This is a genomic window from Enterobacter sp. SM3, from assembly GCF_009811935.2.
In the GTDB taxonomy this organism is placed as follows: domain Bacteria; phylum Pseudomonadota; class Gammaproteobacteria; order Enterobacterales; family Enterobacteriaceae; genus Enterobacter; species Enterobacter asburiae_D.
In genome coordinates, this window is record NZ_CP099971.1 from 153817 (window position 1) to 179137 (window position 25321).

22 protein-coding genes are annotated in these 25321 nt (G+C 55.5%); 8 read left to right on the forward strand and 14 right to left on the reverse strand.

The window, feature by feature from the left end:
- Position 1 precedes the first annotated feature (1 nt).
- The gene (gene rfaD, locus GVO84_RS00640; RefSeq protein ID WP_008502707.1) at positions 2-934 is read right to left on the reverse strand and encodes an ADP-glyceromanno-heptose 6-epimerase; all 933 of its coding nucleotides are present in this window, start codon (positions 932-934) and stop codon (positions 2-4) included.
- Between the two features lie 215 nt (positions 935-1149).
- On the opposite strand from rfaD, the gene kbl reads away from it, so the two are divergent.
- Entirely contained in the window at positions 1150-2346 is a 1197-nt protein-coding gene (kbl, locus tag GVO84_RS00645; RefSeq protein WP_121426015.1) for a glycine C-acetyltransferase, read from the forward strand.
- Positions 2347-2355: 9 nt separating this feature from the next.
- The gene (gene tdh, locus GVO84_RS00650) at positions 2356-3384 is read left to right on the forward strand and encodes an L-threonine 3-dehydrogenase (RefSeq protein WP_023309906.1); all 1029 of its coding nucleotides are present in this window, start codon (positions 2356-2358) and stop codon (positions 3382-3384) included.
- Between the two features lie 460 nt (positions 3385-3844).
- Here tdh and GVO84_RS00655 read toward each other — a convergent pair whose 3' ends face one another.
- Positions 3845-4759 (reverse strand): hypothetical protein, encoded by a 915-nt coding sequence (locus GVO84_RS00655; RefSeq protein WP_159515250.1) that lies wholly within the window; start codon positions 4757-4759, stop codon positions 3845-3847.
- 15 nt (positions 4760-4774) lie between these two features.
- Positions 4775-5980: a glycosyltransferase gene (locus GVO84_RS00660; protein WP_121426013.1), complete on the reverse strand. Its 1206-nt coding sequence runs from the start codon at positions 5978-5980 to the stop codon at positions 4775-4777.
- A gap of 205 nt (positions 5981-6185) precedes the next feature.
- Between GVO84_RS00660 and GVO84_RS00665 the strand changes: the two genes are divergently transcribed.
- Positions 6186-6986 (forward strand): glycosyltransferase family 2 protein, encoded by an 801-nt coding sequence (locus GVO84_RS00665; protein ID WP_121426012.1) that lies wholly within the window; start codon positions 6186-6188, stop codon positions 6984-6986.
- 3 nt (positions 6987-6989) lie between these two features.
- On the opposite strand, the gene GVO84_RS00670 is transcribed toward GVO84_RS00665, so the two are convergent.
- The 3 genes from GVO84_RS00670 to gpmM are packed head-to-tail and all read right to left on the reverse strand — an operon-like array spanning position 6990 to position 10763.
- Positions 6990-7922, reverse strand: a complete 933-nt coding sequence (locus GVO84_RS00670) for a divergent polysaccharide deacetylase family protein (protein WP_159515251.1) — start codon at positions 7920-7922, stop codon at positions 6990-6992.
- A gap of 3 nt (positions 7923-7925) precedes the next feature.
- A complete protein-coding gene (envC, locus tag GVO84_RS00675; protein ID WP_229231479.1) occupies positions 7926-9185 on the reverse strand; it encodes a murein hydrolase activator EnvC in 1260 nt (419 codons plus the stop codon).
- A gap of 33 nt (positions 9186-9218) precedes the next feature.
- Entirely contained in the window at positions 9219-10763 is a 1545-nt protein-coding gene (gene gpmM, locus GVO84_RS00680) for a 2,3-bisphosphoglycerate-independent phosphoglycerate mutase (protein ID WP_159515252.1), read from the reverse strand.
- Between the two features lie 247 nt (positions 10764-11010).
- Between gpmM and GVO84_RS00685 the strand changes: the two genes are divergently transcribed.
- From GVO84_RS00685 to cysE, 5 genes are all read left to right on the forward strand, one after another.
- Positions 11011-11442: a rhodanese-like domain-containing protein gene (locus GVO84_RS00685; RefSeq protein ID WP_023309913.1), complete on the forward strand. Its 432-nt coding sequence runs from the start codon at positions 11011-11013 to the stop codon at positions 11440-11442.
- A gap of 11 nt (positions 11443-11453) precedes the next feature.
- Entirely contained in the window at positions 11454-11705 is a 252-nt protein-coding gene (gene grxC, locus GVO84_RS00690; protein WP_023309914.1) for a glutaredoxin 3, read from the forward strand.
- 32 nt (positions 11706-11737) lie between these two features.
- On the forward strand, positions 11738-12205 hold the full coding sequence (secB, locus tag GVO84_RS00695; protein WP_003860835.1) for a protein-export chaperone SecB: 468 nt from the start codon (positions 11738-11740) through the stop codon (positions 12203-12205).
- Positions 12205-13224 (forward strand): NAD(P)H-dependent glycerol-3-phosphate dehydrogenase, encoded by a 1020-nt coding sequence (gene gpsA, locus GVO84_RS00700; RefSeq protein ID WP_023334039.1) that lies wholly within the window; start codon positions 12205-12207, stop codon positions 13222-13224. Before secB ends, gpsA begins: the two co-directional genes overlap by 1 nt.
- Before the next feature lie 74 nt (positions 13225-13298).
- The gene (cysE, locus tag GVO84_RS00705) at positions 13299-14120 is read left to right on the forward strand and encodes a serine O-acetyltransferase (RefSeq protein ID WP_008502718.1); all 822 of its coding nucleotides are present in this window, start codon (positions 13299-13301) and stop codon (positions 14118-14120) included.
- Positions 14121-14152: 32 nt separating this feature from the next.
- On the opposite strand, the gene trmL is transcribed toward cysE, so the two are convergent.
- From trmL to GVO84_RS00745, 8 genes are all read right to left on the reverse strand, one after another.
- Positions 14153-14623 (reverse strand): tRNA (uridine(34)/cytosine(34)/5-carboxymethylaminomethyluridine(34)-2'-O)-methyltransferase TrmL, encoded by a 471-nt coding sequence (trmL, locus tag GVO84_RS00710; RefSeq protein WP_159515253.1) that lies wholly within the window; start codon positions 14621-14623, stop codon positions 14153-14155.
- A 45-nt stretch (positions 14624-14668) separates the two neighbouring features.
- Positions 14669-16009: an MFS transporter gene (locus GVO84_RS00715; RefSeq protein ID WP_063438990.1), complete on the reverse strand. Its 1341-nt coding sequence runs from the start codon at positions 16007-16009 to the stop codon at positions 14669-14671.
- 182 nt (positions 16010-16191) lie between these two features.
- Positions 16192-17379 (reverse strand): quinone-dependent L-lactate dehydrogenase, encoded by a 1188-nt coding sequence (lldD, locus tag GVO84_RS00720; RefSeq protein WP_121426007.1) that lies wholly within the window; start codon positions 17377-17379, stop codon positions 16192-16194.
- Entirely contained in the window at positions 17376-18149 is a 774-nt protein-coding gene (gene lldR, locus GVO84_RS00725) for a transcriptional regulator LldR (RefSeq protein ID WP_063145474.1), read from the reverse strand. Before lldR ends, lldD begins: the two co-directional genes overlap by 4 nt.
- Positions 18146-19801 (reverse strand): L-lactate permease, encoded by a 1656-nt coding sequence (gene lldP / locus GVO84_RS00730; protein WP_038417734.1) that lies wholly within the window; start codon positions 19799-19801, stop codon positions 18146-18148. Before lldP ends, lldR begins: the two co-directional genes overlap by 4 nt.
- A 291-nt stretch (positions 19802-20092) precedes the next feature.
- Positions 20093-23722 carry a YadA-like family protein gene (locus GVO84_RS00735; protein ID WP_159515254.1) on the reverse strand — a complete coding sequence of 1210 codons (3630 nt, stop codon included), beginning with the start codon at positions 23720-23722 and terminating at the stop codon, positions 20093-20095.
- Between the two features lie 43 nt (positions 23723-23765).
- Entirely contained in the window at positions 23766-24416 is a 651-nt protein-coding gene (locus GVO84_RS00740) for a DUF3251 domain-containing protein (RefSeq protein ID WP_159515255.1), read from the reverse strand.
- Positions 24417-24903: 487 nt separating this feature from the next.
- Positions 24904-25266: a YibL family ribosome-associated protein gene (locus tag GVO84_RS00745; RefSeq protein WP_159515256.1), complete on the reverse strand. Its 363-nt coding sequence runs from the start codon at positions 25264-25266 to the stop codon at positions 24904-24906.
- Between the last annotated feature and the right edge of the window lie 55 nt (positions 25267-25321).

Below are 25321 nucleotides of genomic sequence, written 5' to 3' on the forward strand. Positions count from 1 at the left end.
CTTACGCGTCGCGGTTCAGCCAGGCCATATATTCCGTTACGCCTTCGGCAACGGTCTTGAACGGCTTGTCGTAGCCTGCGGCGCGCAGGTTGGTCAGGTCCGCCTGAGTGAACGCCTGATAACGGCCTTTCAGCTTGTCAGGGAACGGAATGTACTCGATGCTGCCTTTTTTGTGATACGCCAGCGTTGCGTCAGCCACTGCCTGGAAGGACTCCGCGCGGCCGGTCCCCAGGTTGAAGATGCCGGATACGCCGTTTTCCCAGAACCACAGGTTCACTGCGGCAACGTCGCCCACGTAAACGAAGTCGCGCTTGAAGCCGTCGCTGCCTTCGAACAGTTTCGGGCTTTCGCCGTTATTCAGCTGGGTATTCAGGTGGAACGCTACGCTTGCCATGCTGCCTTTGTGGCCTTCACGAGGTCCGTAGACGTTGAAGTAGCGGAAGCCGACGATCTGCGAGTTCGCTTCCGGCAGAACCTGACGCACGTACTCGTCGAACAGGAATTTAGAGTAACCATAGACGTTCAGAGGCTGCTCATATTCGCGGGACTCGATGAAGTCCGAGGTGCGGCCGCCGTAGGTTGCCGCGGAGGAGGCGTACAGGAACGGAATTTCACGCTCCAGGCAGTAGTGCAGGATCTCTTTTGAGTACTGATAGTTGTTGTCCATCATGTACTTACCGTCCCACTCGGTGGTGGAAGAACACGCACCTTCGTGGAAGATGGCTTCGATCTCGCCGAACTCTTCGCCTGCCATAATCTGGATAAGGAAGTCTTCTTTATCCATGTAGTCAGCGATGTTCAGATCCACCAGGTTGACGAACTTGGTGCCGTCTTTCAGGTTGTCAACCACCAGGATGTCGGTGATGCCTTTGTCATTGAGAGCCTTAACAATATTGCTGCCGATAAAGCCCGCGCCGCCGGTAACGATGATCATAACTGTAACCTTTGAAGTGTGGAGCCCGGGGACAATCCCGGACGCTAATGTCTCTATCATATCATTAGTATGGCTGCCCTTCAGCCATTCACCTTCACAGCGCAGGGGTACGCGTGATTTATGCTGCAAAAACGACAAGAGATGACGTGTCATCTCGTCATGAACTATAGGTTTGGGTAATATGTCCCGAAATTTGCCGAGTCTGGAGAATTGCAATGCGTGGTGATTTTTACAAACAGTTAAACAACGACCTCGACACCGCACGTGCGGAAGGGTTGTTCAAGGAAGAGCGTATTATCACGTCTGCCCAGCAGGCGGACATCACCGTTGCCGACGGCAGCCATGTGATCAACTTTTGTGCGAACAACTACTTAGGTCTTGCGAATCACCCTGAGCTGATTGCCGCTGCAAAAAACGGCATGGACACACACGGTTTCGGCATGGCCTCCGTACGCTTTATCTGCGGTACGCAGGACAGCCACAAGCAGCTTGAGCAAAAGCTGGCGAGCTTCCTCGGAATGGAAGACGCGATTCTGTACTCCTCCTGCTTCGACGCTAACGGCGGTCTGTTTGAGACCCTGCTTGGCGCAGAAGATGCGATTATCTCCGACGCCCTGAACCACGCCTCCATCATCGACGGCGTACGCCTGTGCAAAGCGAAGCGTTTCCGCTACGCCAACAACGATATGGTTGAGCTGGAAGCGCGCCTGAAAGAGGCTCGTGAAGCAGGTGCTCGCCACGTGCTGATCGCCACCGACGGCGTGTTCTCCATGGACGGCGTGATCGCCAACCTGAAGGGCGTGTGCGACCTGGCGGACAAATACGATGCGCTGGTGATGGTCGATGACTCTCACGCGGTCGGCTTTGTCGGCGAAAACGGCCGTGGCTCGCACGAATACTGCGACGTGATGGGCCGCGTGGACATCATCACCGGTACGCTGGGCAAAGCGCTCGGCGGCGCGTCCGGCGGCTATACCGCCGCGCGTAAAGAGGTGGTTGAGTGGCTGCGCCAGCGCTCCCGTCCGTATCTGTTCTCCAACTCCCTGGCGCCGGCGATTGTTTCTGCCTCCATCAAAGTGCTGGAGATGGTGGAGTCCGGCGCTGAGCTGCGCGACCGCCTGTGGTCCAACGCCCGTCTGTTCCGTGAAAAAATGAGCGCCGCAGGCTTCACCCTGGCCGGTGCCGATCACGCGATCATTCCGGTAATGCTGGGCGATGCGGTCGTCGCGCAGCAATTTGCCCGCGAGCTGCAGAAAGAAGGGATTTACGTCACCGGGTTCTTCTTCCCGGTGGTGCCAAAAGGTCAGGCGCGTATCCGCACCCAGATGTCTGCGGCGCATTCGCCTGAACAAATTGAACGTGCGGTGGAAGCCTTCACCCGCATCGGCAAACAGCTGGGCGTAATTGCCTGAGGACGTGTGATGAAAGCGTTATCCAAACTGAAAGCGGAAGAAGGGATTTGGATGACCGACGTGCCGGAGCCGGAAGTCGGTCATAACGATCTGCTGATCAAAATTCGTAAAACGGCTATCTGCGGTACTGACGTTCACATCTATAACTGGGACCAGTGGTCGCAGAAAACCATTCCGGTACCGATGGTTGTCGGTCACGAATATGTCGGTGAAGTGGTGGGTATCGGCCAGGAAGTGAAAGGCTTCCAAATTGGCGACCGCGTCTCCGGTGAAGGCCATATTACCTGCGGTCACTGCCGTAACTGCCGCGGCGGACGTACGCACCTGTGCCGTAATACCATTGGCGTAGGCGTAAACCGTCCGGGCTGCTTCGCGGAATATCTGGTGATCCCGGCGTTTAACGCGTTCAAAATCCCGGACAATATCTCTGACGATCTGGCCTCCATCTTCGATCCGTTCGGCAACGCGGTACACACGGCGCTCTCCTTCGACCTGGTCGGTGAAGACGTGCTGGTCTCCGGCGCGGGCCCAATCGGCATTATGGCGGCAGCCGTAGCGAAGCACGTGGGTGCGCGCAACGTTGTGATCACCGACGTGAACGAATACCGTCTGTCGCTGGCGCGCAAAATGGGCGTCACCCGCGCGGTGGATGTCTCGAAAGAGAGCCTGACCGACGTGATGGAAGAGCTGGGCATGACCGAAGGCTTTGACGTGGGTCTGGAGATGTCCGGCGCGCCACCAGCGTTCCGCACCATGCTCGACACCATGAATCACGGTGGCCGTATCGCGATGCTGGGGATCCCGCCGTCAGATATGTCTATCGACTGGAACAAAGTCATCTTCAAAGGGCTGTTCATCAAGGGCATCTATGGCCGCGAGATGTTCGAGACCTGGTACAAGATGGCAGCATTGATCCAGTCCGGTCTGGATCTGTCCCCGATTATTACTCACCGTTTCTCCATCGATGAGTTCCAGCAGGGCTTCGACGCGATGCGTTCCGGCCAGTCAGGGAAAGTTATCCTGAGCTGGGATAAATAATCAAAAAGGGGCCTGAGGCCTGAGGGATCCCCACAAAATAATGCTTGCATGGACGACCCCCTCTCCCTTGAGGGAGAGGGTTGGGGTGAGGGGGAACATACAGCTCTGGTAGTCATTCCGTTCACTTTATGTTCCTTGCTGCTCTGTGATTCTTGTATCGGTGAACGTGCCAGGGTGGTTCAGTCGCCACCACCCTGGCAACCCGGGCTCCCGGCGGTAAATCGCCGCTTCGCGGTGTCCTCAGCTTATTCCTTCAGGCTATCGGGTCGGGCATGAGCCTGCATCCCTGCAGGCCACGCCCTCTCGGCGCATCCCTGCGCCTCGCCCCGGCCTTACGGAAACGCTTCGGCGATTTACAGCCGGACCAGGGCATCGCTGAAAGCCTGCAGTCATTATGAAAGCAGCTTTATTGCTTCTGCTTATAGATTTCTGGGGATTCCTCTTAGCCTGAGCCCCTTTTTTACTGATTCTTTTTCTCTTCATCCGTCAGGTAACGCACCTTGCGGGTGTAGTCCTGACCTTTGAACAGCAGCGTGTTATCCGGCGATTCAAGATACTTCTGCCATTCGGAGAGAGGGAAACCGCCGTGCGCGCCAATCACCTCTTTCGGTACAACGGCTTCCTGACCGCCGATCTTCTTCGAGACCGGCCAGTTCATCCAGTCGCCCAGGTTAACCGTTTTTAAATCCAGCATGTCCAGCAGCGCGGCGAGCGGCAGCTGATCGGTCGGCGGCTGCGTGTCGTCCATCAGCTCCCAGGTATCCTGGAACAGCGTCAGCCACAGCGGGCAGATGCGGCGCCAGGTCTTTTTAGTTGCCGCAAGAAACGCGCCGTTAACGTGATCGACCAGATACGGGCGTACCGTCTCTTTGTAATACGCCGGCACTTTCTCCGCTGGCGCACCGTCCAGCTTGGCAATCATTTTGCCCTGACGGAAGCTGGAGTAGATGTGCATGTCGGCCATGTTGATCTCTGGCATTTTCAGCAGGTTGAGATCGGAATCGATCATCAATACGCCTTCACCGCGCGCCTGCAGCGGGGCGTTAAGCTTCACCAGACGGCTGAGGTAGATCTGCTTATAGCGGTAACCTTCCTCACGAACGGGAAGGTTAAGCGTCACTACGCGGGTTTTCGGCGGCAGTACCCCGAAGGCCGATTCAGGCTGATCGCTGACGATGACGATTTCGCTCACCCCGGTGGCATAGCGTTCCGCGAAGGTGGCAGAGAGTAATGCCTCTTCGACGAAATCTGCGCCGGTACACGGAATCACAATAGAATCCACCGCAGCAGCTGCGCCCGTCACGGGCAGAGAACTGTAAGGAATGTTGTGTCGCCCGGTGATATGACGATAGCGAGCATTAAGAAATTTAAACATAGTTATCTCGTTTGGTTAGTGCGCGCCAAGCACGGCTTCGACACCGCTGACATAGTTTTCGATGGCATAGGTATGACAGACGTTCTGGTATGCGGCCGCCGCCAGCCGAGCCCGCAGATCCGCATCTGCCCAGATATTGTCCAGATGCTGTGCAAGCTGTGAAACATCGCTCCAGGGGAAAAGCAGCCCTGTCGAATCATGATCAATCAACTCCGCCGTGCCGGTCACCTGAGAGCCAATCACGGGGATATTGAGAAGCATCGCTTCCAGCACCACGCGCGGCAGCCCTTCGCTTTTTGAGGCGAGAATAAAGGCGTCAAACGTTGCGAGGTAATCAAACGGGGTATTCTGAAAGCCAGTGAAGATGACATGGTGTTCAATTCCCAGCGCTCGGGCCTGTTCCGCTAAAGCGCGGCGTTCGGCACCTTCGCCGACCAGCACCATTTTCCATTTCGCCTGCGGATGCTTCTGGCTGAACTGCGCCAGCGCCTCCAGCGTGTGGTGATTGGCTTTGCGAGGGATTAACGACCCGATACTGCCGAACACAAACGTGTCGTCATCGATGTTCAGGCGCTGGCGCATCGCGCGTCGGTCAGGCAAAGGCTGGTGGATGTCGATGGCATTATTGACCGTCGTACACAGTTCGGGCCGGACGCCATGCTGAAGCAACACGCGTTCAACGCCGTGAGAGACGGCGATGATTTTTGTGGCATGGGCATTAACCAGCTTCACCAGCGGTGGGGTCAAAACAGGCTCAATGCGGCAGTGCTGAATCAACCGCGCCTGCAGCTTTGCCGCCGCGAGATAGCCTTCCTCATTTGAGCCCGGCTGGTTATTCATATAGAGCGTATCGAAACCGCCCTGGGTGAAAAGGGTTTCGATTTTGCTGACGTTAGGCCTGATGCGCCACATGATATCCACATGACGCGTCAATGCCTTGCGGGCGCTGCGTGAGAAAAACAGCAGGCTACGTCCCGCTTCCTTCAGCAATTTGGCCCAGACCGGCTGCGGACGTTGAGGGATCACGATGAGCGGGATGCCGATGCCGTTGAGCACCTGGCCAATTGTCTCACCTTCAGCACGACTATAATCACTGTAAAAACAACAGGTAATATCGAATTTATCGCGATTGATTCGCTTCAGGAGCTCAAGCATACTGTTGGTGCCTCCCCCCCATTCTTTACCCGTATCCAGGAGGAGAATTTTACTTTTGTGCGGCATGTCTGAATCCGTGTGCTACCCTTCATCTGACTGCATTATAAAGAATCTGTTGAAATAAAATAGATTTTTCTATTTTATTGCGCTTCGCGACTGGACAAAATTTTAAGCGTGCTTATTTAGAAAGTGTGATTCTGGACTTTAATCGTCTCAACTCAATTCTATAGTATTAATAATATTAATTTAGGCTGCTATTGAGAGTGGGGAAATGTTTAAAATAACGGTCTGCTTATTAACGTTTAATTCTGAAAGATTATTGCACGATGTTATCCCGCCTCTTTTAAAAATAGCGGATGAAGTTGTTGTGGTCGATTCCGGCAGTACGGACAAAACACGATATATTTGTGAAAGTTTTGGCCTGCGACCCGTCTATAAAAAATTTGGCTGGCATGGCGATCAGATGAACCATGCCATATCCTTAGCCAGCCATGACTGGGTCCTGTGCATTGACAGCGACGAAATTCTTGACCAGGAAACGGTTAATGCCGTTTTAACGTTAAAAGCAGGCGATGAGCCAGACCCCGGAATGGCATGGCGGATATGCCGCCACTGGTTTGTTCTGGGTGAAGAGGTCCGGACGATTTATCCTGTTTCATCTCCTGATTATCCCGTGCGTCTTTTTAACCGAAAACAGTCCCGATTTAATAACCGACCGGTAGACGATCAGGTCGAAGGTTTTCTCCGTTGTGAACGTATTCCGGGTTATGTAAAACATGATACGTTTCCCACGCTGCATGAGCTTTTTAATAAATTAAATTGTTATACAACCCGCCTGGTTCAGCATCAAAAAATACGGCCCTCTATCGCGCGCGGCGTGATCAGCGCTATCGGGGCTTTTTTCAAATGGTATCTGTTTAGCGGTGCCTGGCGTCAGGGCAAAGTGGGGGTGGCGACAGGACTGTATGCCACAGCCTATAGCTTTTTGAAGTATTTCAAATCCTGGTATCAGCATCAGGAAAAAAAAGAGCCCGTTGCTAACGAGCAGACGGACTCTCAGATTGCAAAATAAGCGTCAGGCTTTCTTACCCCATCCCTGCCACTGCTGCTGGACGTATTTCACCAGCGTGCTGTTGCTGATGCTGTCTCCGATGACGGAGAAGAAGCGGGTCGCATAGACCGGTTCAAGCGGTTGCTTCGGTACGCAGTGCTTCACGCCGCGGAACGGATTACGCGGCGCCGTCGGGGCGGGCTGCGCAGAATTCGGTGTGGAGGTATCCACCTGCGGCTCGTTCAGCAGATCGCTCGGGCGCACCAGCGTGATATCGGCAGGCAAGGTCGGCAGCATTTGCTGCAGGACGCGAACGGTAGACGGGTGCGGGTGACCGATGGCAATGGCCGAGCCATTGCGGCGGGCCAGCTGAACCGCGCGATTAAACTGCATGCGGATATCGGCGTCGTTCTGGGTATCGTCCAGGAACACCTTGCGCTTAATCACCTTTACGCCCGTTCCCTGAGCGGCACGCATTGCCTGGCTGTTGCCGATAGTCATGCTGTCGAGGAAGTAGAGGTTGTAGCGTTCCAGCGCCTGCATCACTTTGAGCATCCCGTACAGGCTTGATGTCATCGCGCTGCCCATATGGTTGTTCAGCCCTACGGCATACGGCACTTTGTTGTAGGCGTCGCGGATAATGCGCTCGATCTCCTCGCTGCTCATATCCGGGCGCAGGGTATCTTTTTCCAGCGGCTGCTTGCTGAGCGGGGCCATGGGCAGGTGGATCAGCACCTGATGACCGCTGTTATGGGCTTTGGTCGCCATCTCGCGCGCGTGGGGGGCATTCGGAAGGACGGCGACAGAGATGGCCGACGGCATCGTCAGCACCTGATTTTCATAGTGTGGACGATAACCGAAGTCATCAATCACGATAGCGAGTTTACCTGCATATACCGGTGCAGCCAGCGCCAGCGCGCTGACGACGGAGAAAACCATTCGACGAAATTGAAGCAAAACTTATCTTCCCAACCACGGCTGTGGATTGACCGCCTGACCCTGGCGACGAATTTCGAAATAGAGTGACGGGCGGCCCTGACCGCCACTGCTGCCCACAAGGGCGATGGGTTGGCCGGCGCGCACCTGCGTGCCGACGCTGACCAGCGCGCTCTGGTTGTAGCCGTAAAGGCTCATATCACCTTTACCGTGTTCGACCACCACCACCAGTCCGTAACCCTGCAGCCAGTCGGCCAGAATCACGCGGCCATCGGCGATGGCTTTCACTTCGCTACCTTCAGACGCACCGATAACGATCCCTTTCCAACGTAGCTCACCCTGCAGCTGTTCGCCATAGCGATGCAGAATTGAACCGCGAACGGGCCAGAAAGCCTGACCGCGAGGAGAGCCCAAACCGCCGGTACGCGACATCAGAGAACGTTCGCTCTCGCTTGGCTTGTAGGTGGTCCCTTTGCGGGAGGCTTCCTGCTGCTTGTCGCGAACGGCCTGCGCCTCGCGCGCCTCTTTTTCGGCGCGCGCTTTCGCCGCCGCTTCCGCACGGGCGATGCTGTTACGCAGTTTTGATTCGTTGGCGCGCATTTCGCTCAGCTGGCTCTGACCTTCCTGAATGGAGGATTCAAGGCCGGAAAGGGTTTTCTTACGCTCGTTGCGAGCCTGCTCAAGCTTCGCCTGCTGGGCCTGCTGATCGTAGAGTAGCGTCTGCTGCTGGCTCTGCTTCTCTTCCAGCTCGGCTTTTTGCGTGGAGACCTCTTCGCGCGTCTGCTTCAGCTGCGCGATCGTCTCCTGACGCGCCTGGTTGAGATAGCCAAAGTAGGCCTGCAGGCGCTGGCCGCGCTGGCTCTCTTCGCCGCTGAGGATCAGCTGGAGTCCGGTATGTTCGCCCTGGCGGAATGCGGCATCAAGCTGTGCGGCAAGATTGCGCTCCTGCGCATCACGCTGGCGCTCCAGTTTGGCAATCGACGCGTTCATCTCGTCGATCTGTTTATTCAACTGGGCGAGGGTGTTTTGCGTTTCTCGGAGTTTACGCGTGGCGGCGGAGATCGCCTCTTCCTGCTGCTTAAGCTGGGCGAGGAGGGCGGAGCGCTGCTGCTGCTGCTGGCGTACCGCACGCTCTTTGGCGGCGATATCGGCCTGAATGGATTTCAGCTGGTCGCGGTCATCCGCGTGGGCGGATGCGGCGCACAGCAATACGCCAGCGCTGAGTGCGCTGGCGTAAAACAGAGGTCTGACTGATAACCTAAGCGGCTTCACGACCCATGTGATTGAAAAAATCGCCTTTCCCCTCATGGGGAGCGATTATTCCACGATGAACAGCGGCTTACCAGTCATCTCTTCAGGGATCGGCATACCCATCAGCGACAACATGGTTGGCGCGATGTCAGAAAGCTTGCCGCCTTCCACTGCTTTCAGTGATTTATCACCCACATAAATCAGCGGAACAGGCAGGTTGGTATGAGCCGTGTGCGCCTGGCCGGTCGCCGGGTCGCGCATCTGTTCAGCGTTACCGTGGTCAGCGGTGATCAGCAGCTGGCCGCCAACGGATTCAACCGCTTTCGCTACCTGCTCAACGCAGTTGTCCAGCGCTTCAACCGCTTTCACTGCCGCTTCCATCACCCCGGTATGCCCCACCATGTCGCCGTTCGGGTAGTTACAGATGATGGTGTCGTACTTACCGCTCTCGATGGCCGTAACCAGTTTTTCCGTCAGTTCGGCAGAGCTCATTTCTGGCTGCAGATCGTAGGTGGCCACTTTCGGGGAGTTGATCAGAATGCGGTCTTCGCCTTTGAACGGCTCTTCAACGCCGCCGTTAAAGAAGAAGGTCACGTGTGCATATTTTTCAGTTTCGGAAATACGCAGCTGCGTTTTGTCGTTCTTCGCCATCCACTCGCCGAAGGTGTTTGCCAGCGATGCTGGTGGATACGCGCAAGGCGCTTTGATGTCTGCGGCGTATTCAGTCAGCTGGATGAAGTCCAGTTTTACCACTTTCTTGCGGGCGAAACCGTCGAAGTCGCTGTTGACGAACGCACGGGTGATTTCGCGCGCGCGGTCAGCGCGGAAGTTCATGAAGATCAACGCGTCGCCATCTTCCATGGCGGCATCAGCCTGGCCATCAGCACGGATCACCGACGCTTTCACGAATTCGTCGTTTTCATCACGTGCATAAGCCGCTTCAAGGGCTTCAACGGCGGTTGCGAACTGGAACTCACCTTTGGCCAGGGTCATCAGGTCATAGGCCTGTTCAACGCGATCCCAGCGGTTGTCGCGGTCCATGGCGTAGTAACGGCCGATGATGGACGCTACGCGGCCTTTACCCAGCGCGGCAAATTTCTCTTCGAAGGCTTGCAGAGAGCCTTTTGCGCTGCGTGGTGGCGTATCGCGACCGTCCAGGAAGGCGTGCAGATAGATTTTTTCCGCACCGCGCTCGGCGGCCAGTTCAACCATCGCCATGATGTGATCTTCGTGGCTGTGAACGCCGCCTGCAGAGAGCAGGCCCATGATGTGTACGGCCTTGCCAGCGGCAACGGCTTTATCGACCGCGCCAGACAGCGTTGGGTTGGAGAAGAAGGTGCGTTCTTTGATTTCAACGTCCAGGCGCGTCAGATCCTGATACACAATACGCCCGGCGCCCAGGTTTACGTGACCGACTTCGGAGTTGCCCATCTGGCGGTCCGGCAGGCCCACTTCCAGGCCAGACGCGTCAATCAGCGTATGCGGACGTTTTGCCCACAGCGCATCCATGACCGGGGTTTTGGCGTTGAAAATAGCGTTATCCTGGCTGTCTTCACGGTAGCCATAGCCATCCAGAATCACCAGTACCATAGGTTTTTTAGAAACCGACATTGCGACAACCTCATGCTCAAGAGTCAAAATTTGCGTAATTTTACTACAGCTGAATCGATCAAATAGCCGCAGAAGATCAAAGAAAGCGCAGGGGCAAGGTGCTGACCAGACCATTTTGAGGCATTTTTTTAGGTGGCATGCCGCAGAAAATGGATTAGGTTATGGTCGCTGGCTGTATTTGCCAGAACGCACAGGTATACTCCTGTCCTGGTTTTTTTTATCACTTAGTCGGGAGTAGTTACCCTCCATGCAAGAAATTATGCAATTCGTTAGCCGCCATCCGGTTCTGAGCATCGCGTGGATTGGCCTGCTGGCTGCTGTGCTGTTCACCACATTTAAGAGCCTGACGTCTAAAATTAAGGTTATCACCCGTGGTGAAGCGACGCGTCTGATCAACAAAGAAGATGCCGTCGTAGTCGATCTGCGTCAGCGTGACGATTTCCGTAAAGGTCACATTGCGGGCGCAATCAACCTGCTGCCAGCTGAAATCAAAGCGAACAACGTCGGTGAGCTTGAGAAACACAAAGCCCAGCCGATTATCGTTGTCGATGCGACCGGCATGCAGGCACAGGAATCTGCCAGCGCGCTTCATAAAGCAGGCTTCGAAAACGTAACTGTGCTGAAAGAAGGTATTTCCGGCTGGAGCGGGGAAAATCTTCCTTTGGTTCGCGGTAAATAAGGAGTTCAGTCATGGCCAATATTGAGATCTATACCAAAGCGACGTGCCCGTTCTGTCATCGTGCGAAAGCGCTGCTGAACAGCAAAGGCGTCACGTTCCAGGAACTGCCGATTGACGGTGACGCGATTAAACGCGAAGAGATGATCAAACGTAGTGGTCGTACGACGGTTCCGCAGATTTTTATTGATGCGCAGCACATTGGCGGCTGTGATGACTTGTATGCGCTCGACGCCCGTGGTGGACTCGATCCGCTGCTGAGCTAAGAGACTTTAGGACAATTAAAAAGGGTATTTCCATGTCAGAACAAAACAACACCGAAATGACTTTCCAGATCCAGCGTATCTACACCAAGGACGTCTCTTTCGAAGCGCCAAATGCGCCACATGTTTTCCAGAAAGATTGGCAGCCAGAGGTTAAACTTGATCTGGATACCGCATCTACCCAACTGGCAGATGACGTGTATGAAGTCGTGCTGCGTGTGACCGTTACCGCATCTCTGGGCGAAGAAACTGCATTCCTGTGTGAAGTACAGCAGGGCGGCATCTTCTCTATCGGCGGTATCGAAGGCAACCAGATGGCGCATTGCCTGGGTGCGTACTGCCCGAACATTCTGTTCCCGTATGCGCGTGAATGCATCACCAGCCTGGTTTCCCGCGGTACATTCCCGCAACTGAACCTTGCGCCAGTTAACTTTGATGCGCTGTTCATGAACTATCTGCAGCAGCAAGCTGGCGAAGGTGCTGAACAACATCAGGATGCCTGATGAGCACTGTTAATGCGTCAATGACTGTGATCGGTGCCGGCTCATACGGCACCGCTCTTGCCATCACGCTGGCAAGAAATGGTCACGAAGTGGTTCTCTGGGGCCACGACCCAAAACATATCGCCACGCTGCAACGCGATCGTTGTAACGTCGCGTTTCTCCCGGACGTTCCGTTCCCTGACTCCCTGCACCTTGAAAGCGACCTTGCGACCGCGCTGGCGGCCAGCCGCAACATTCTGATTGTGGTCCCGAGCCATGTCTTTGGCGACGTGCTCCGTCAGATTAAGCCGCTGATGCGCCCGGATGCGCGCATTGTCTGGGCGACAAAAGGACTGGAAGCCGAAACCGGACGCCTGCTGCAGGACGTTGCCCGCGAAGCGCTGGGTGATGCGATCCCGCTGGCGGTCATCTCCGGCCCGACCTTTGCCAAAGAGCTGGCCGCTGGCCTGCCGACGGCGATTTCGCTGGCCTCCACCGATCAGGCCTTCTCCGACGATCTTCAACAGCTGCTGCACTGCGGCAAGAGCTTCCGCGTCTACAGCAACCCCGATTTTATCGGCGTGCAGCTGGGCGGTGCGGTGAAGAACGTGATTGCGATTGGTGCCGGGATGTCAGACGGCATTGGTTTTGGTGCCAATGCGCGTACGGCGCTGATCACCCGAGGGCTGACCGAAATGTCCCGCCTGGGCGAAGCGCTGGGTGCCGATCCGGCCACCTTTATGGGGATGGCTGGCCTGGGCGACCTGGTGCTGACCTGTACCGACAACCAGTCTCGTAACCGCCGCTTTGGCATGATGCTCGGACAGGGCAGCGATGTAAAAGGCGCGCAGGAGAAGATTGGTCAGGTGGTTGAAGGCTACCGCAATACCAAAGAAGTCCGCGAGTTGGCGCACCGTTTCGGTGTCGAAATGCCAATAACCGAGGAAATTTATCAGGTATTGTATTGCGGAAAAAATGCGCGCGAGGCAGCATTGACCTTATTAGGTCGTGCGCGCAAGGACGAGCGCAGCAGTAACTAGTCGGAACCGTTGTCACCTGAATGACCCAGCCAGCGCAGAACTGGCTGGTCATTAACTATCGTCTGGAGTAAGCAATGCCGTGTGAAGAACTGGATATCGTCTGGAACAATATTAAAGCCGAAGCCCGGGCGCTGGCCGACTGCGAGCCTATGCTGGCCAGTTTCTACCACGCGACGCTACTCAAGCACGAAAATCTCGGCAGCGCGCTGAGCTATATGCTCGCCAACAAGCTGGCTTCCTCGATCATGCCAGCTATCGCCATTCGTGAAGTGGTGGAAGAGGCTTACGCCGCTGACCCGGAAATGATCGCCTCTGCCGCCTGCGATATCCAGGCCGTGCGCACGCGTGACCCGGCGGTCGATAAATATTCTACGCCGCTGCTGTACCTGAAAGGCTTCCACGCCCTGCAGGCTTACCGCATCGGCCACTGGTTGTGGAATGAAGGCCGCCGCGCGCTGGCGATCTTCCTGCAAAACCAGGTTTCCGTGACCTTCCAGGTCGATATTCACCCGGCAGCAAAAATTGGCCGCGGGATCATGCTCGACCACGCCACCGGGATTGTCGTCGGGGAAACGGCGGTGATTGAAGATGACGTCTCGATCCTGCAGTCTGTCACCCTGGGCGGTACCGGTAAAACCAGCGGCGATCGCCATCCGAAAATTCGTGAAGGGGTGATGATTGGCGCGGGTGCCAAAATCCTCGGCAATATCGAAGTCGGGCGCGGTGCGAAGATCGGCGCAGGCTCCGTGGTGCTCCAGCCCGTGCCTCCGCATACCACCGCCGCTGGCGTACCGGCGCGCATCGTCGGTAAACCAGACAGCGATAAGCCGTCCATGGACATGGATCAGCACTTCAACGGCATTCACCATACGTTCGAGTATGGTGACGGTATCTGATATTTTGCCCGGTGGCGCTGCGCTTACCGGGCCTACCGTAATATGGCGCCCGCATACCCCATTTGGCGCCAGGCTTCATACACCACCACCGACACCGCGTTCGACAGGTTCATGCTGCGGCTGTCCGGCATCATCGGAATACGGATTTTCTGCTCGGCGGGCAGGGCATCCAGGATCGTGGCCGGCAGGCCGCGGGTTTCCGGGCCAAACATCAGATAGTCACCTGCCTGATAGCTCACGGCGCTATGCGCTGGCGTGCCTTTGGTAGTCAGGGCGAACATGCGCTGCGGCTTCTCTGCTTCCAGAAACGCGGCGTAATCGTGATGGCGAACGACGGCGGTAAATTCATGATAATCCAGCCCTGCGCGACGCAGACGTTTGTCGTCCCACGTAAAGCCCATCGGCTCAATGATATGCAGACGAAAACCGGTGTTCGCACACAGGCGGATGATATTGCCGGTATTCGGCGGAATTTCTGGTTCGAATAAAACGATGTTAAGCATGCTGCCCCCTTAATTGCGGGGGCAGAATAGCAGAAAAGAGAGGAACTACGCGACGCCGGGTTCCTGCGAGCGGCTGTACAGCATTTTATAGACGGTTGCCGCAGCGGCCACCAGAGCAGGCACGCTGAGGATCATTAAAATACTGTCTGCCTGCCACTGCATAGAAAGAAGCTGGGCGCTGGTCATGGTTCCCGCCACGCCGCCAAAGCGGCCGATCCCCTGCATCCAGGCGATGCCCGTCGCGCGGCACTCGGTAGGGTAAAAGGTGGCGGCCAGGGTTTGCATGCCCGACTGCGCGCCGTTCATCGCGATCCCCATCAGGAAAATCAACCCGCCAAACAGGGCGATATGGTTATGCTCAATGCCAAGCAAAAGAATAAGGCCCATTGTCAGCACGAAACCACACGCGACCACCCTGTGCGCTTCCCAGCGGTCCATCATCCAGCCCGCGAGCAGAATGCCTGCGGTGCCGCCGAAGGTGAACAGCGAGGTGAGCCAGGCGGATTCCGCCAGAGCATAACCCATCCCCTGCATCAGCGTTGGCATCCAGCTCAGCAGGACGTAGTAAATGACCAGGCCCATAAAATAGGTCACCCACAGCATCAGGGTGCCGGGCAGCCAGGGCATGGAAAACAGCTGCGACACGCTCCCTTTTTTAGACGCGACTTTCTCCTCCGCGAGGAAAAAGCCCGTGACGCTATCCAGCGTGCTGCGGGCAAACCGGCTGGCGATGCGGCGGACCTGCATGACGTCCTTTCCGCGCTGCACCAGAAACTTCACGGACTCCGGTAAAAACAGCGCCAGCAGCAGGGTTAAAACCAGCGGAGCAATCGCCCCGGTCAGCAGCACGCTTCGCCAGCCGTGGTGGGGGATTAGCCAGGAAGAGATCGCGCCGCCGCCCGCCGCGCCCAGAGGGAAGCCGCAGTACATGGTATTGATCGCCATGGCGCGACAGCGCTGGGGGGCAAACTCGGAGATAAGCGTGATGGCGTTAGGCATTGCGGCGCCGAGGCCCAGGCCCGTCAGAAAGCGCCACAGCGTGAGCGTATTCAGACTTTGCGCCCAGGCCGTCCCCAGGCTCGCAAGGCCGAAGAACAGACACGAAAAGACCAGCACCCGCTTGCGCCCCATCCGGTCAGATACCGGACCGGCAATCAGCGCGCCCAGCGACAGCCCCAGCAGCGCTGCGCTCAGCACCGGCCCCAGATCCTGTTTGTGTATCCCCCATTCTGCCGACAGCGTAGGCGCGATGTAACCCATCGCTGCCGTATCAAAACCATCGATCGCCAGAACCAGAAAGCCCAGCACAATGAGCAGCCAGTGAAACCCTGAAAAGGGACTCTCATCGATCACCTGCTGAATATCCACCTTACCTGAATACGCCATACGCTCCACTCCGATCTGATGTTGTTTTTGTGTTCTTGTATTTGCTTGTCTATACAATTGCGGACGGCGGGTGGATGTCAAATTTTCTTATCCAATATGTTATCTGGATGTTATTTTTGGCATAAAAAAGCGCCCGAGGGGAAAATCGGGCGCATGAGAAAGGGGGGAGGAACCGGAGAAGATCAGGCCGCGTTTCCCTGAGCAAGGGGAGCCAGCGCCGCCGGTAATTTGCTTAACTCCTGCACCAGGGAATCCTTACTGATTTCGCTAATCGTTCTTGCACCGGTCAGCGTCATCGCCACCTTCATCTCTTTTTCGATCAGGTTGAGCAGATTCGCCACGCCCGCCTGGCCCGCCGTCGCCAGCGCATACAGATACGCACGCCCCAGCAGTACGCTGTCAGCGCCCAGCGCAATCATTCGCACCACGTCCAGCCCGTTGCGGATGCCGCTGTCGGCCAGGATGGCAATATCGCCTTTCACCGCATCGGCGATGGCCGGCAGGGCGCGTGCGGAGGAGAGCACCCCGTCGAGCTGGCGTCCGCCGTGGTTAGAAACCACAATCCCGTCTGCGCCAAAGCGTACCGCGTCGCGGGCATCTTCCGGATCTAGGATCCCTTTGATCACCATCGGGCCGTCCCAGAACTCGCGGATCCACTCCAGGTCCTTCCACGAGATCGACGGATCGAAGTTGTTCGCCAGCCAGCCGATGTAATCCTCCAGCCCGGTCGGTTTGCCGAGGTAAGCCGAGATATTCCCGAGATCGTGCGGACGACCGTTCAGCCCGACATCCCACGCCCACTGCGGGTGGGTCACGGCCTGCAAGTAACGACGGAGCGCAGCGTTCGGGCCGCTCATGCCGGAGTGCGCATCGCGGTAGCGCGCGCCGGGGGTCGGCATATCGACGGTAAAGACCAGCGTGGAGCAGCCCGCCGCTTTCGCGCGCTCGAGCGCGTTACGCATAAAGCCGCGATCCCGCAGGACGTACAGCTGGAACCACATCGGGCGCTTGATGGTCGGGGCGACCTCTTCAATCGGGCAGACGGACACGGTGGAAAGGGTAAACGGAATGCCTTTGGCATCCGCCGCAGCGGCGGCCTGCACTTCGCCACGGCGGGCATACATCCCGCATAAGCCTACAGGCGCGAGCGCCACCGGCATGGAGAGCGTTTCGTTGAACAGCTTCGTCTCAAGGCTCAGGTCAGACATATTCTTCAGCACGCGCTGGCGCAGAGCCACCTCCGACAGATCTTCCACGTTGCGGCGCAGGGTGTATTCGGCATAAGCCCCGCCGTCGATATAGTGGAACAGGAACGGGGGCAAAATGCGCTGCGCCGCGGCGCGATAGTCACTGGCTGCTGAAATAATCATGCTTTGTTCTCCCTGGAAATATCACTGTCGCCAGGCAGACGGGTAATACGCGCCTGTCGGGCCTGGTCTTCATCGAATCGTTTAATGGTGGTGTGCACGAAGCCGAGATGCGCCATCATCGCTTTACGCGCGGCCTCGGCATCACCGGCCAGAATGGCGTTGAGCACCGCCTCGTGCTGTTCGGTCAGCTGGGCAAACACCGGCGGAACCAGATACATGCGCTGGCGGCTCTGTTTAACGGAGGATTGCAGCAGGTCGAAGAACCCGCGCATGGTCTGGAGCAGCACCACGTTGTGCGACGCCTCGGCAATCGCCAGGTGAAAACGGACGTCCGCCTGGGAGGCGATATCCGGGTCGCTGCTCTGCGTGGCCTCAAAGCAGGCGATGAGTTTCTCTTTGTCGGCGTCGGTTGCCCGCATGGCCGCGTGCCAGGCGGTACTGGTTTCGATGGCGTGACGCGCTTCAAGGATGTCGAAGCTGTAGTCCGGGTCGTTCTCCATCAGCGTCTTCAGCGGCTGAACGATGTTTTGCTCGGACCAGTCGTCATGCTGCCAGCGCACAAAGGTGCCGCCGCCGCGACGGCTCAGCAGCACCCCTTCGCTGACCAGCGTCGCCAGCGCCTCGCGCAGTGAATTGCGCGACACGCCAAGCTGGGCGGCGAGCTGGCGTTCGGCGGGCAGCTTCATGCCCGCTTCCAGCTGTTGTTCTTCAATCAGCGCCCGCACGCGAGAGGCAATCTCGTCGGACAGGCGTCTGGGCATCACTATCATGGGATCATCCAGGTTAAGACATAGGCCTGCAGGGTGGTGATCACCCCCACCATGCAGGTGAATATCAGGCTGTGTTTCACGGTAAAGCGGAACAGATCCGACTCTTTACCGACCAGTCCCACCGCCGCACAGGCAATGGCGATGGATTGTGGAGAGATCATTTTCCCGGTCACGCCGCCGGTGGTATTCGCGGCCACCAGCAGGACGTCCGATACGCCAATCTGCTGGGCTGCCGTTGCCTGCAGCGCGGCAAACAGGGCGTTAGACGAGGTATCGGAACCGGTCAGGAACACCCCCAGCCAGCCGAGGAACGGCGAGAAGAAGGTGAAGGCGTGGCTGGTATGGGCCAGCGCCAGTGCCAGCGTTGATGACAGGCCGGAGTAGTTCGAGATAAACGCGAACGCCAGCACCATGCCGATGGAGTAAATCGGCAGCATCAGCTCTTTAATGGTCGCCGCAAAGGTCTGCACCGCGGCCGCAGGCTTCATGCGCAGCCACACCACGGAAAGGAGTGCGGCAAACAGGATGGCGGTACCGGTGGCGGAGAACCAGTCGAATTTATAGACCGCGGCATACGGCGTGGCGGCGTGCACCACCGGCGGCATACGGGCGACCATCTTGTCGAGGAACGGCACGGAAATATTAATCACCATGTCGTACAGCGCCCCGCCCGGCGCGAACAGGGCTTTAAAAGGCGGGATGCTCCACAGGGTGACCGTTGCGGTCAGGAACAGGAACGGCGACCAGGCGCGGATCACCTGTCCTGCCGTATAGCCTGTGCGGGCCAGGGTTTGATCAACCTGCGAGGCGCCCATGTCGGCGAAGCGGAAAATACGTACCGGCTGCCAGCGCTTCAGGAACAGCGTCAGACAGACCAGGGACACCAGGGAAGAGATGATATCCGGCAACTCCGGGCCAAGGAAATTCGAGCTGAGGTACTGGGCGATAGCGAACGAACCGCCCGCCACCATCACCGCAGGCCAGGTCTCCTTCACGCCGCGCCAGCCGTCCATAATCGCCATGATCCAGAACAGGACGATAATGGTCAGGAAGGGCAGCTGGCGGCCAACCATCTGGCCGATCTCAAAGCTGTCCAGCCCGGTAACCTGTCCGGCTACCAGAATCGGAATACCCATCGCGCCAAACGCCACCGGCGCGGTGTTCACAATCAGGCACAGTCCCGCGGCATACAGCGGGTTAAAGCCCAGACCGACCAGCAGCGCGGCGGTGATCGCCACCGGTGCGCCAAAGCCTGCCGCACCTTCCAGAAACGCCCCGAAGGAGAAGCCGACAATCAGCATCTGCAGGCGCTGGTCCGGCGTGATGGAGAGAATTGACGAGCGGATAATGTCGAACTGCCCGGTTTTTACCGAGATTTTATAGACAAAGACCGCCGCGATGATGATCCACGCAATCGGCCACAGGCCGTAGAAGAAACCGTAGACGACGGAGGCCAGCGCGCGATCGACCGGCATTTTATAGAAGAACAGCGCCACCATCAGGGCGATAGCAACGGTATACGTCGCGGCGAGGTAGCCCTTCAGCTTGAGCTTAATCAGCGCAAAGAAGAAGAACAGGATCGGAAGCGATGCGATCAGGCTCGACAGCCAGATATTTCCGGCCGGGTCGTAGTTTTGTTGCCAGAGGCTCATGCAGGTCTCCTGGGGACCAGACAGCCTGCGCTGCGGGTGAGTCTCCGCTCAACTCTGCGTCACAGGTTGTGTAAAAGTGGTCCTGCCAATGTTGTGTTGTAGGGTTAATGACAATGAATGGTTAACTAAATGTTATGGCCAGGCAATGAGTTTGTGAGCGGAATTAATGGAATTGTGAACCGGGGGAGTGTTGACTGGCGGATTGGTTGGGCCAATTTCATGGGCCGAAAAAATAAAAATGGCGATATCGGAATCGATATCGCCATTGTCAGGATTACAGACGTTACTGTGTTACCACTGAATACCCGCACCGATAGCAGCAGAGTAATCACCCTGACTGTTACTGGTGCCTTGCAGTTTGTAAACCCAGCTACCGCTTGCGCTCACCATTGAAACGCCCAGCGCAACGGCGGTTTCACCGTTATAGGTACTTCCCGCGAGAGACGTCATGCTGGCACCAGGCGCGTAAGCCTGAGGAAGACCGGCCATTGCCATTGCTGAGGCAATACCGCCGCTCATTTTGTCTTCCACGCCGCGGATCTTGCTATTCATTTCACCCATTTTCTGGTCAGTATAGGTGTTAGCAGATTCGACGCTTTGTTTGAGCTGTGCATAGTTAACAGCATCAGTGTCATTCACCGCTGCAGAGACATTACTGATTCGTGTAGTGCTACCACTTCCATCGCCCAGGCTGAGCACACTGTAGTCCACAGAACCATCAGTGTTGGTAGTGTAACGTATAGAGCCAGCTTCGGATGCCTTCAACTGGGCCACGTTTACGGCATCTGTTGAATTCACGCCCGCCGAGACGTTTGTAATGCGGCGCTGCTGGCTTGAAGAACCGACAGATACCGTATTTTCTTCATCTGCAACGGAGCCTGCTCCTAACGCGACGCTGTTGTTTGCCGATGCCGTGGATGATGCGCCAACGGCCACGCTTTCAGCGCCTGCCGCGATAGCGGCATCTCCGGTGGAATTCACAGCCAGATATTCAGAGCCGCCTGATACGGTAATTTCACCCATGTTGTTTTCCAGCGTGGTCACTCGGGTGTCCAGATTGGTGTACTTGTTTACCAGGCTGGAAATGTTCGTGGTGTTTTCCGCGACTTTACTGTCTGTCACTTTGAGCTGTGCAACGTTAACGGCATCAGTGTCTGCTGAGCCAGCAGCAACATTGGTGATCTGACGCTGACCCGTTGCGCTGCCGACGGAGAATTCACCGACAGAATTTTGCGTGCCACTCAGGTTGTAAGCGGTATATCCGCTCTGTGCGCCTATGGTCGTCACGGAATTACTGCCTAACGCGATGCTGTCGGCGTAGCTTGCCTGAGCATTAGTGCCGATAGCGATACCGTTTGTTGCTGTCTGGTCAACGATTGAACCAGAACCAATACCCACGCCCGCATCGCCATTAACAACTGTTTTAGGACCCACAGCAATGGAATCAGTGCCAACAGCCAGTGAATCTTCCAGCGTGGAGTTTGCGTGGAAGTATTTGCCTGATGATGTGGCGACGGCACCGACAGCATTTTGCAACTGGCGAACGGTAACAGCGTCCTGCGCTTCAGTACCATCGGCAACGTTGGTGATCTGGCGATAGCTTTCGCCGTCCGTACCCAGTGACAATGCACCCAATAATGTTCTATCCGTCGTGTCGTAGCCAATGGTAACACCATCGCTGGTTACGCTTGTTGTTTGTGTACCTACAACAATAGCGCGGTTTGAGGTAGAGCCGCTGCCTAATGCGATACCGGTATCAATGCTGCTTGAGCTGTTCTGACCCATAGCAAGGCTGCCCGCACCCGAAGCCACGGCGTTATAACCCACAGCCGTAGCGCCAGCGCCTGATGCGTGTGCATCATCGGCAACTAAACTGCTATCGTTTGTGCGGATGTATTTCACGCCCGCACCGTTGTTGGTGATATAGGTTTCGCTAGTGTCGCCCGCTAAATTGCTAATTGCTTCACTATTTTCTGTGATTAACTGATTTGTTTCATACAGTTGAGCACCATTAACGGCATCAGTACTGTCGGCTGACAGCGCACCTGCGGCGACGTTGGTCACTTTGTTTGTCGCGCTGTTACCGTGGCTGGCGCTGTAAGAGCCAGAGGTTTCGTTCCAGCTTAATGAATCCATTCCCAGGTTAGTGATTGAGGTATTGATGGTTTCAATCGCCAGCGTGTTATTTGCCACGTTCTGATTGGTTTCATAAAGCTGAGAGCCGTTAACCGCATCGGTACTGGTAGCAGACAAATCACCAACAGCCACGTTGGTGATCTTGCTGGTTGCGTTGGTGCCGTGAGCCGCGCTGAACGCACTGGCCGTGTCATTCCACATCAGCGCATCTTCAGTCAGGCCGGTTACCGTGTCGCTAATGGTGGTGACAGAGCTGCTCAGATTAGTAATAGCCGTAGTGTTCTGGGTGATATTGTTCGTGTTCTGAGCGACGGCTTCGTTCGTGGTGTTAAGCTGCGAGCCGTTGATGGCATCGGTGCTGGCAGCAGAAACATCGCCAGCCGCCACGTCAGTAATTTTGCTTGCAGTCGCGTCGACGCCGTGTGCGGCGCTGAAGGCTTTGTGGACGTCGCTCCAGAGCAGGGAATCATCACTGAGGCCTTCAACCGTCGTATTAATGTTGGTCAGGGAGGAATCTACCGCGCCCAGCGCGTCGCCGACGTTATTGTAGGTTCCTGAAGTGATCGTATAGGACGGGGCATTAACGGTACCATTGGTAGTGTTCACGCTGGCACCGCCGCCCAGGCGATCAGCTACGGATTTACTGACATCGTAAAGCTGTCCGCCGTTAACTGCATCAGTGCTGTTTTTTACGACCGAACCTTTATCAACGTAGACGATTTTACGCTGTGTTGTGCTGTTACCGACCGAAACGGAATCATCTTCCTGAGCGGTAGAGCCCGCACCAAGTGCAACTGAATTTATCCCTGAGGCAGTCGCTTGCTCACCAAAAGCAAGGCTGCTGGTACCGGAAGCGGCGGACTTGTGACCCAGGGCAACACTGCTTGCGCCGCTCGCGGCACTGTGGTCGCCAATGGCGACAGTATTATCTTTTTGTGCCTGTGCATTCGTCCCCATCGCAATGGCGCTTACTCCCAACGCGCTAGCTGTATTACCGAACGCCAGGCTATCCTGGCCCGATGCTGCCGTTTTGTAACCCATCGCGATTGTATTGGCCGCAGAGGCGGATGAATTCACACCTAAAACAAGGCTATTGGCCGCAGAGACGGATGAGCCTGCGCCCAACGCAATACTATTTGTCGCAGTATCCGTCGCTGACGTGTTGTAACCGAAAGCCATGCTATCTATTGCTGCGGCATTGGCCCCAAGCCCGACTGTCAGGCTTCTTTCGCCATCCGCGATACCATCGCGGCCAAGCGCTATGGAGTTTTTACCGTTGGCTTTTGAGTTGGTCCCCAGGGCGATAGCGTACATACCAGAAGCCGTGGAATTGGTCCCCACGGCCGTGGAATATTTGGCGTCTGTGGTGGTGTGCGCGCCAGAGCCGAGCGCGATAGAGCCTATGCTTTCGGCAAGGCTATACCCGCCCAATGCCGTGCTGGAATTTCCTGTTGCCTGGCTATAATAGCCGATCGCGATGCTGGAACCGGCTACGTATCCCTTGGTTGGGTTGTTTGCCACCTCTTCTTGCGAGGTTATCTTTGAATCTGCTTCTGCACCTTCGCCAATTGCAATCCAGCCAGTTCCAGTGCCAATTGCTGCTCCCGTATCGTTGCCTGCATTCGCGAGGGCTTCGCCAGTCCCTATCAGGCTGCTGATACCCACGAGTGCGGATAGCGCCAGTTTTCTGCGCCCTGTTTTTTTACCGCGGCTCTTTGCTGTTTCACTCACAACACTGTAAGTACCTGTTGCTGAATTCCATATGACTTTAAATATTTTGTTCATAATAAATTTCTCTTATTAAAAATGGGGAACGGTGCTTTTTTAGTTATTTTTTGTTATTACCTGATGGTTTTCCGGCAGGCGTTGTCCTTTCAAAAACAACGTTTTCCATATTCATGCTCATTTTCAGGTACTTAAGGTTGTTAGGTGAGAAACCTTTCAGAGTTAAATTAATGTTTGTCCATTGCCCGGGTAATAATTCAATACTGGATTTCATCGCTGTTGAGACAAGCATTTGCTTCCAGCGCGCCAGCTCTTTAACATCCTGCATGTTCGCAGGTTTTTCGCCGCCCCATGTCATATGAAAGCCAATGTTAGATACAGGGACGCTTAATAAGTTAACCAGATCCATATGGATCACGCTGCCATCTTTTATAGGTTCGATGGATAATATGCGTCCTGCTAATCCAATCGAGCCATTATTAATAATGAAGTAGCGGGTCAGTGACGGATCGAACTCGGTGAATAACAACGCTTTTTGTTTTTTATCAATGTCATTAACGGCATTGACAATCGCCTTGGCGTTATTGATGGCGTTAATTTGCTGTTTTTCAATAAGTTCTATTTTTCTTTGCTGACTATCGAGTTTCTGGCTGAGTTCTTTGTTTGCAGCCATATCTGTCAGGTTATCGCACCCGATCAGAGAGAGTGACAGTGCAGGAATGAGGAGTGTTATAAACTTAGAATATGGTGACATATTAGCATTTCCTTGCTGTTGTCTGGCTAATTCATTCTTTTGAATTAGATGTTCTAACTATGGTATATGGTGTTTTTGTTGATGGAAAATATAAATAAAGATTGCTTCGCTTACTACTGATTGCGGAGCATTTATAACGGAAGTAACGATGGTAAGCAATATTTGTTGCGGTTTGATATTTGTATAAACGTATAGGTGAAGAGAAAAAATGCTATTTTCATTTGTTGGGTTAATGCATTTTTTGAGGAAAGGTATTTGGGTAATAAAAAAACAAAGGGTTACAGAGGATGGTGTTTTAATGTATTGATGGTGAATATATCTTTTTCAGAAAAGTGCCAATGATAAGATATATAGCTGTGTGGTCAATGGAATGTAATCAATATATTTCTATGGATAATGTATTAGTCGGCTAACGTTCTACTGGCATTGGGGATTAATGGCCCGGATAAGTTTCCGCCACCGGGCAACAGGAAAACGACGGGCAGGATTAGAATGCGCTTTTCGCGTAACCCGTCATCACTTGCAGGCCCATCTCGCGGCCTAATGCTGTCATCGGGTGAACAACAATCAGCCCACGCACACTTTTCTTCAGCTTGCCCATGTCGGCCTGCTCTTTTTTGGTGATCGCACGGCGGTGCGGCATATCCATCAGCTTCTGCGCTTCTTTGCTCAGCTTCTGACCTTTCACTTCGCGCAGGCGCTCGATTTCTGTCTCCAGCGTGGCGGCCTCTTTTTCCAGCTCGGCGTACTTCTCGGCGGAATCGACCAGTGACAGGCCAGCCATCTGGTGGCGGATCAGATCCAGGCGGTCGCTCAGGCGTTTAATTTCGTTCTTTTCGACTTCTTTCATGACAAATAACTCTGAAAACGGGGAATTTACAGATAAGGATACACCAATGTGAGCA

Bases quoted from the DNA above. Each gene is read 5' to 3' on its own strand.
- rfaD (WP_008502707.1), bottom strand. From the start codon at position 934: ATGATCATCGTTACCGGCGGCGCGGGCTTTATCGGCAGCAATATTGTT.
- kbl (WP_121426015.1), top strand. From the start codon at position 1,150: ATGCGTGGTGATTTTTACAAACAGTTAAACAACGACCTCGACACCGCA.
- tdh (WP_023309906.1), top strand. From the start codon at position 2,356: ATGAAAGCGTTATCCAAACTGAAAGCGGAAGAAGGGATTTGGATGACC.
- GVO84_RS00655 (WP_159515250.1), bottom strand. From the start codon at position 4,759: ATGTTTAAATTTCTTAATGCTCGCTATCGTCATATCACCGGGCGACAC.
- GVO84_RS00660 (WP_121426013.1), bottom strand. From the start codon at position 5,980: ATGCCGCACAAAAGTAAAATTCTCCTCCTGGATACGGGTAAAGAATGG.
- GVO84_RS00665 (WP_121426012.1), top strand. From the start codon at position 6,186: ATGTTTAAAATAACGGTCTGCTTATTAACGTTTAATTCTGAAAGATTA.
- gpmM (WP_159515252.1), bottom strand. From the start codon at position 10,763: ATGTCGGTTTCTAAAAAACCTATGGTACTGGTGATTCTGGATGGCTAT.
- GVO84_RS00685 (WP_023309913.1), top strand. From the start codon at position 11,011: ATGCAAGAAATTATGCAATTCGTTAGCCGCCATCCGGTTCTGAGCATC.
- grxC (WP_023309914.1), top strand. From the start codon at position 11,454: ATGGCCAATATTGAGATCTATACCAAAGCGACGTGCCCGTTCTGTCAT.
- secB (WP_003860835.1), top strand. From the start codon at position 11,738: ATGTCAGAACAAAACAACACCGAAATGACTTTCCAGATCCAGCGTATC.
- gpsA (WP_023334039.1), top strand. From the start codon at position 12,205: ATGAGCACTGTTAATGCGTCAATGACTGTGATCGGTGCCGGCTCATAC.
- cysE (WP_008502718.1), top strand. From the start codon at position 13,299: ATGCCGTGTGAAGAACTGGATATCGTCTGGAACAATATTAAAGCCGAA.
- trmL (WP_159515253.1), bottom strand. From the start codon at position 14,623: ATGCTTAACATCGTTTTATTCGAACCAGAAATTCCGCCGAATACCGGC.
- GVO84_RS00715 (WP_063438990.1), bottom strand. From the start codon at position 16,009: ATGGCGTATTCAGGTAAGGTGGATATTCAGCAGGTGATCGATGAGAGT.
- lldD (WP_121426007.1), bottom strand. From the start codon at position 17,379: ATGATTATTTCAGCAGCCAGTGACTATCGCGCCGCGGCGCAGCGCATT.
- lldR (WP_063145474.1), bottom strand. From the start codon at position 18,149: ATGATAGTGATGCCCAGACGCCTGTCCGACGAGATTGCCTCTCGCGTG.
- lldP (WP_038417734.1), bottom strand. From the start codon at position 19,801: ATGAGCCTCTGGCAACAAAACTACGACCCGGCCGGAAATATCTGGCTG.
- GVO84_RS00735 (WP_159515254.1), bottom strand. From the start codon at position 23,722: ATGAACAAAATATTTAAAGTCATATGGAATTCAGCAACAGGTACTTAC.
- GVO84_RS00740 (WP_159515255.1), bottom strand. From the start codon at position 24,416: ATGTCACCATATTCTAAGTTTATAACACTCCTCATTCCTGCACTGTCA.
- GVO84_RS00745 (WP_159515256.1), bottom strand. From the start codon at position 25,266: ATGAAAGAAGTCGAAAAGAACGAAATTAAACGCCTGAGCGACCGCCTG.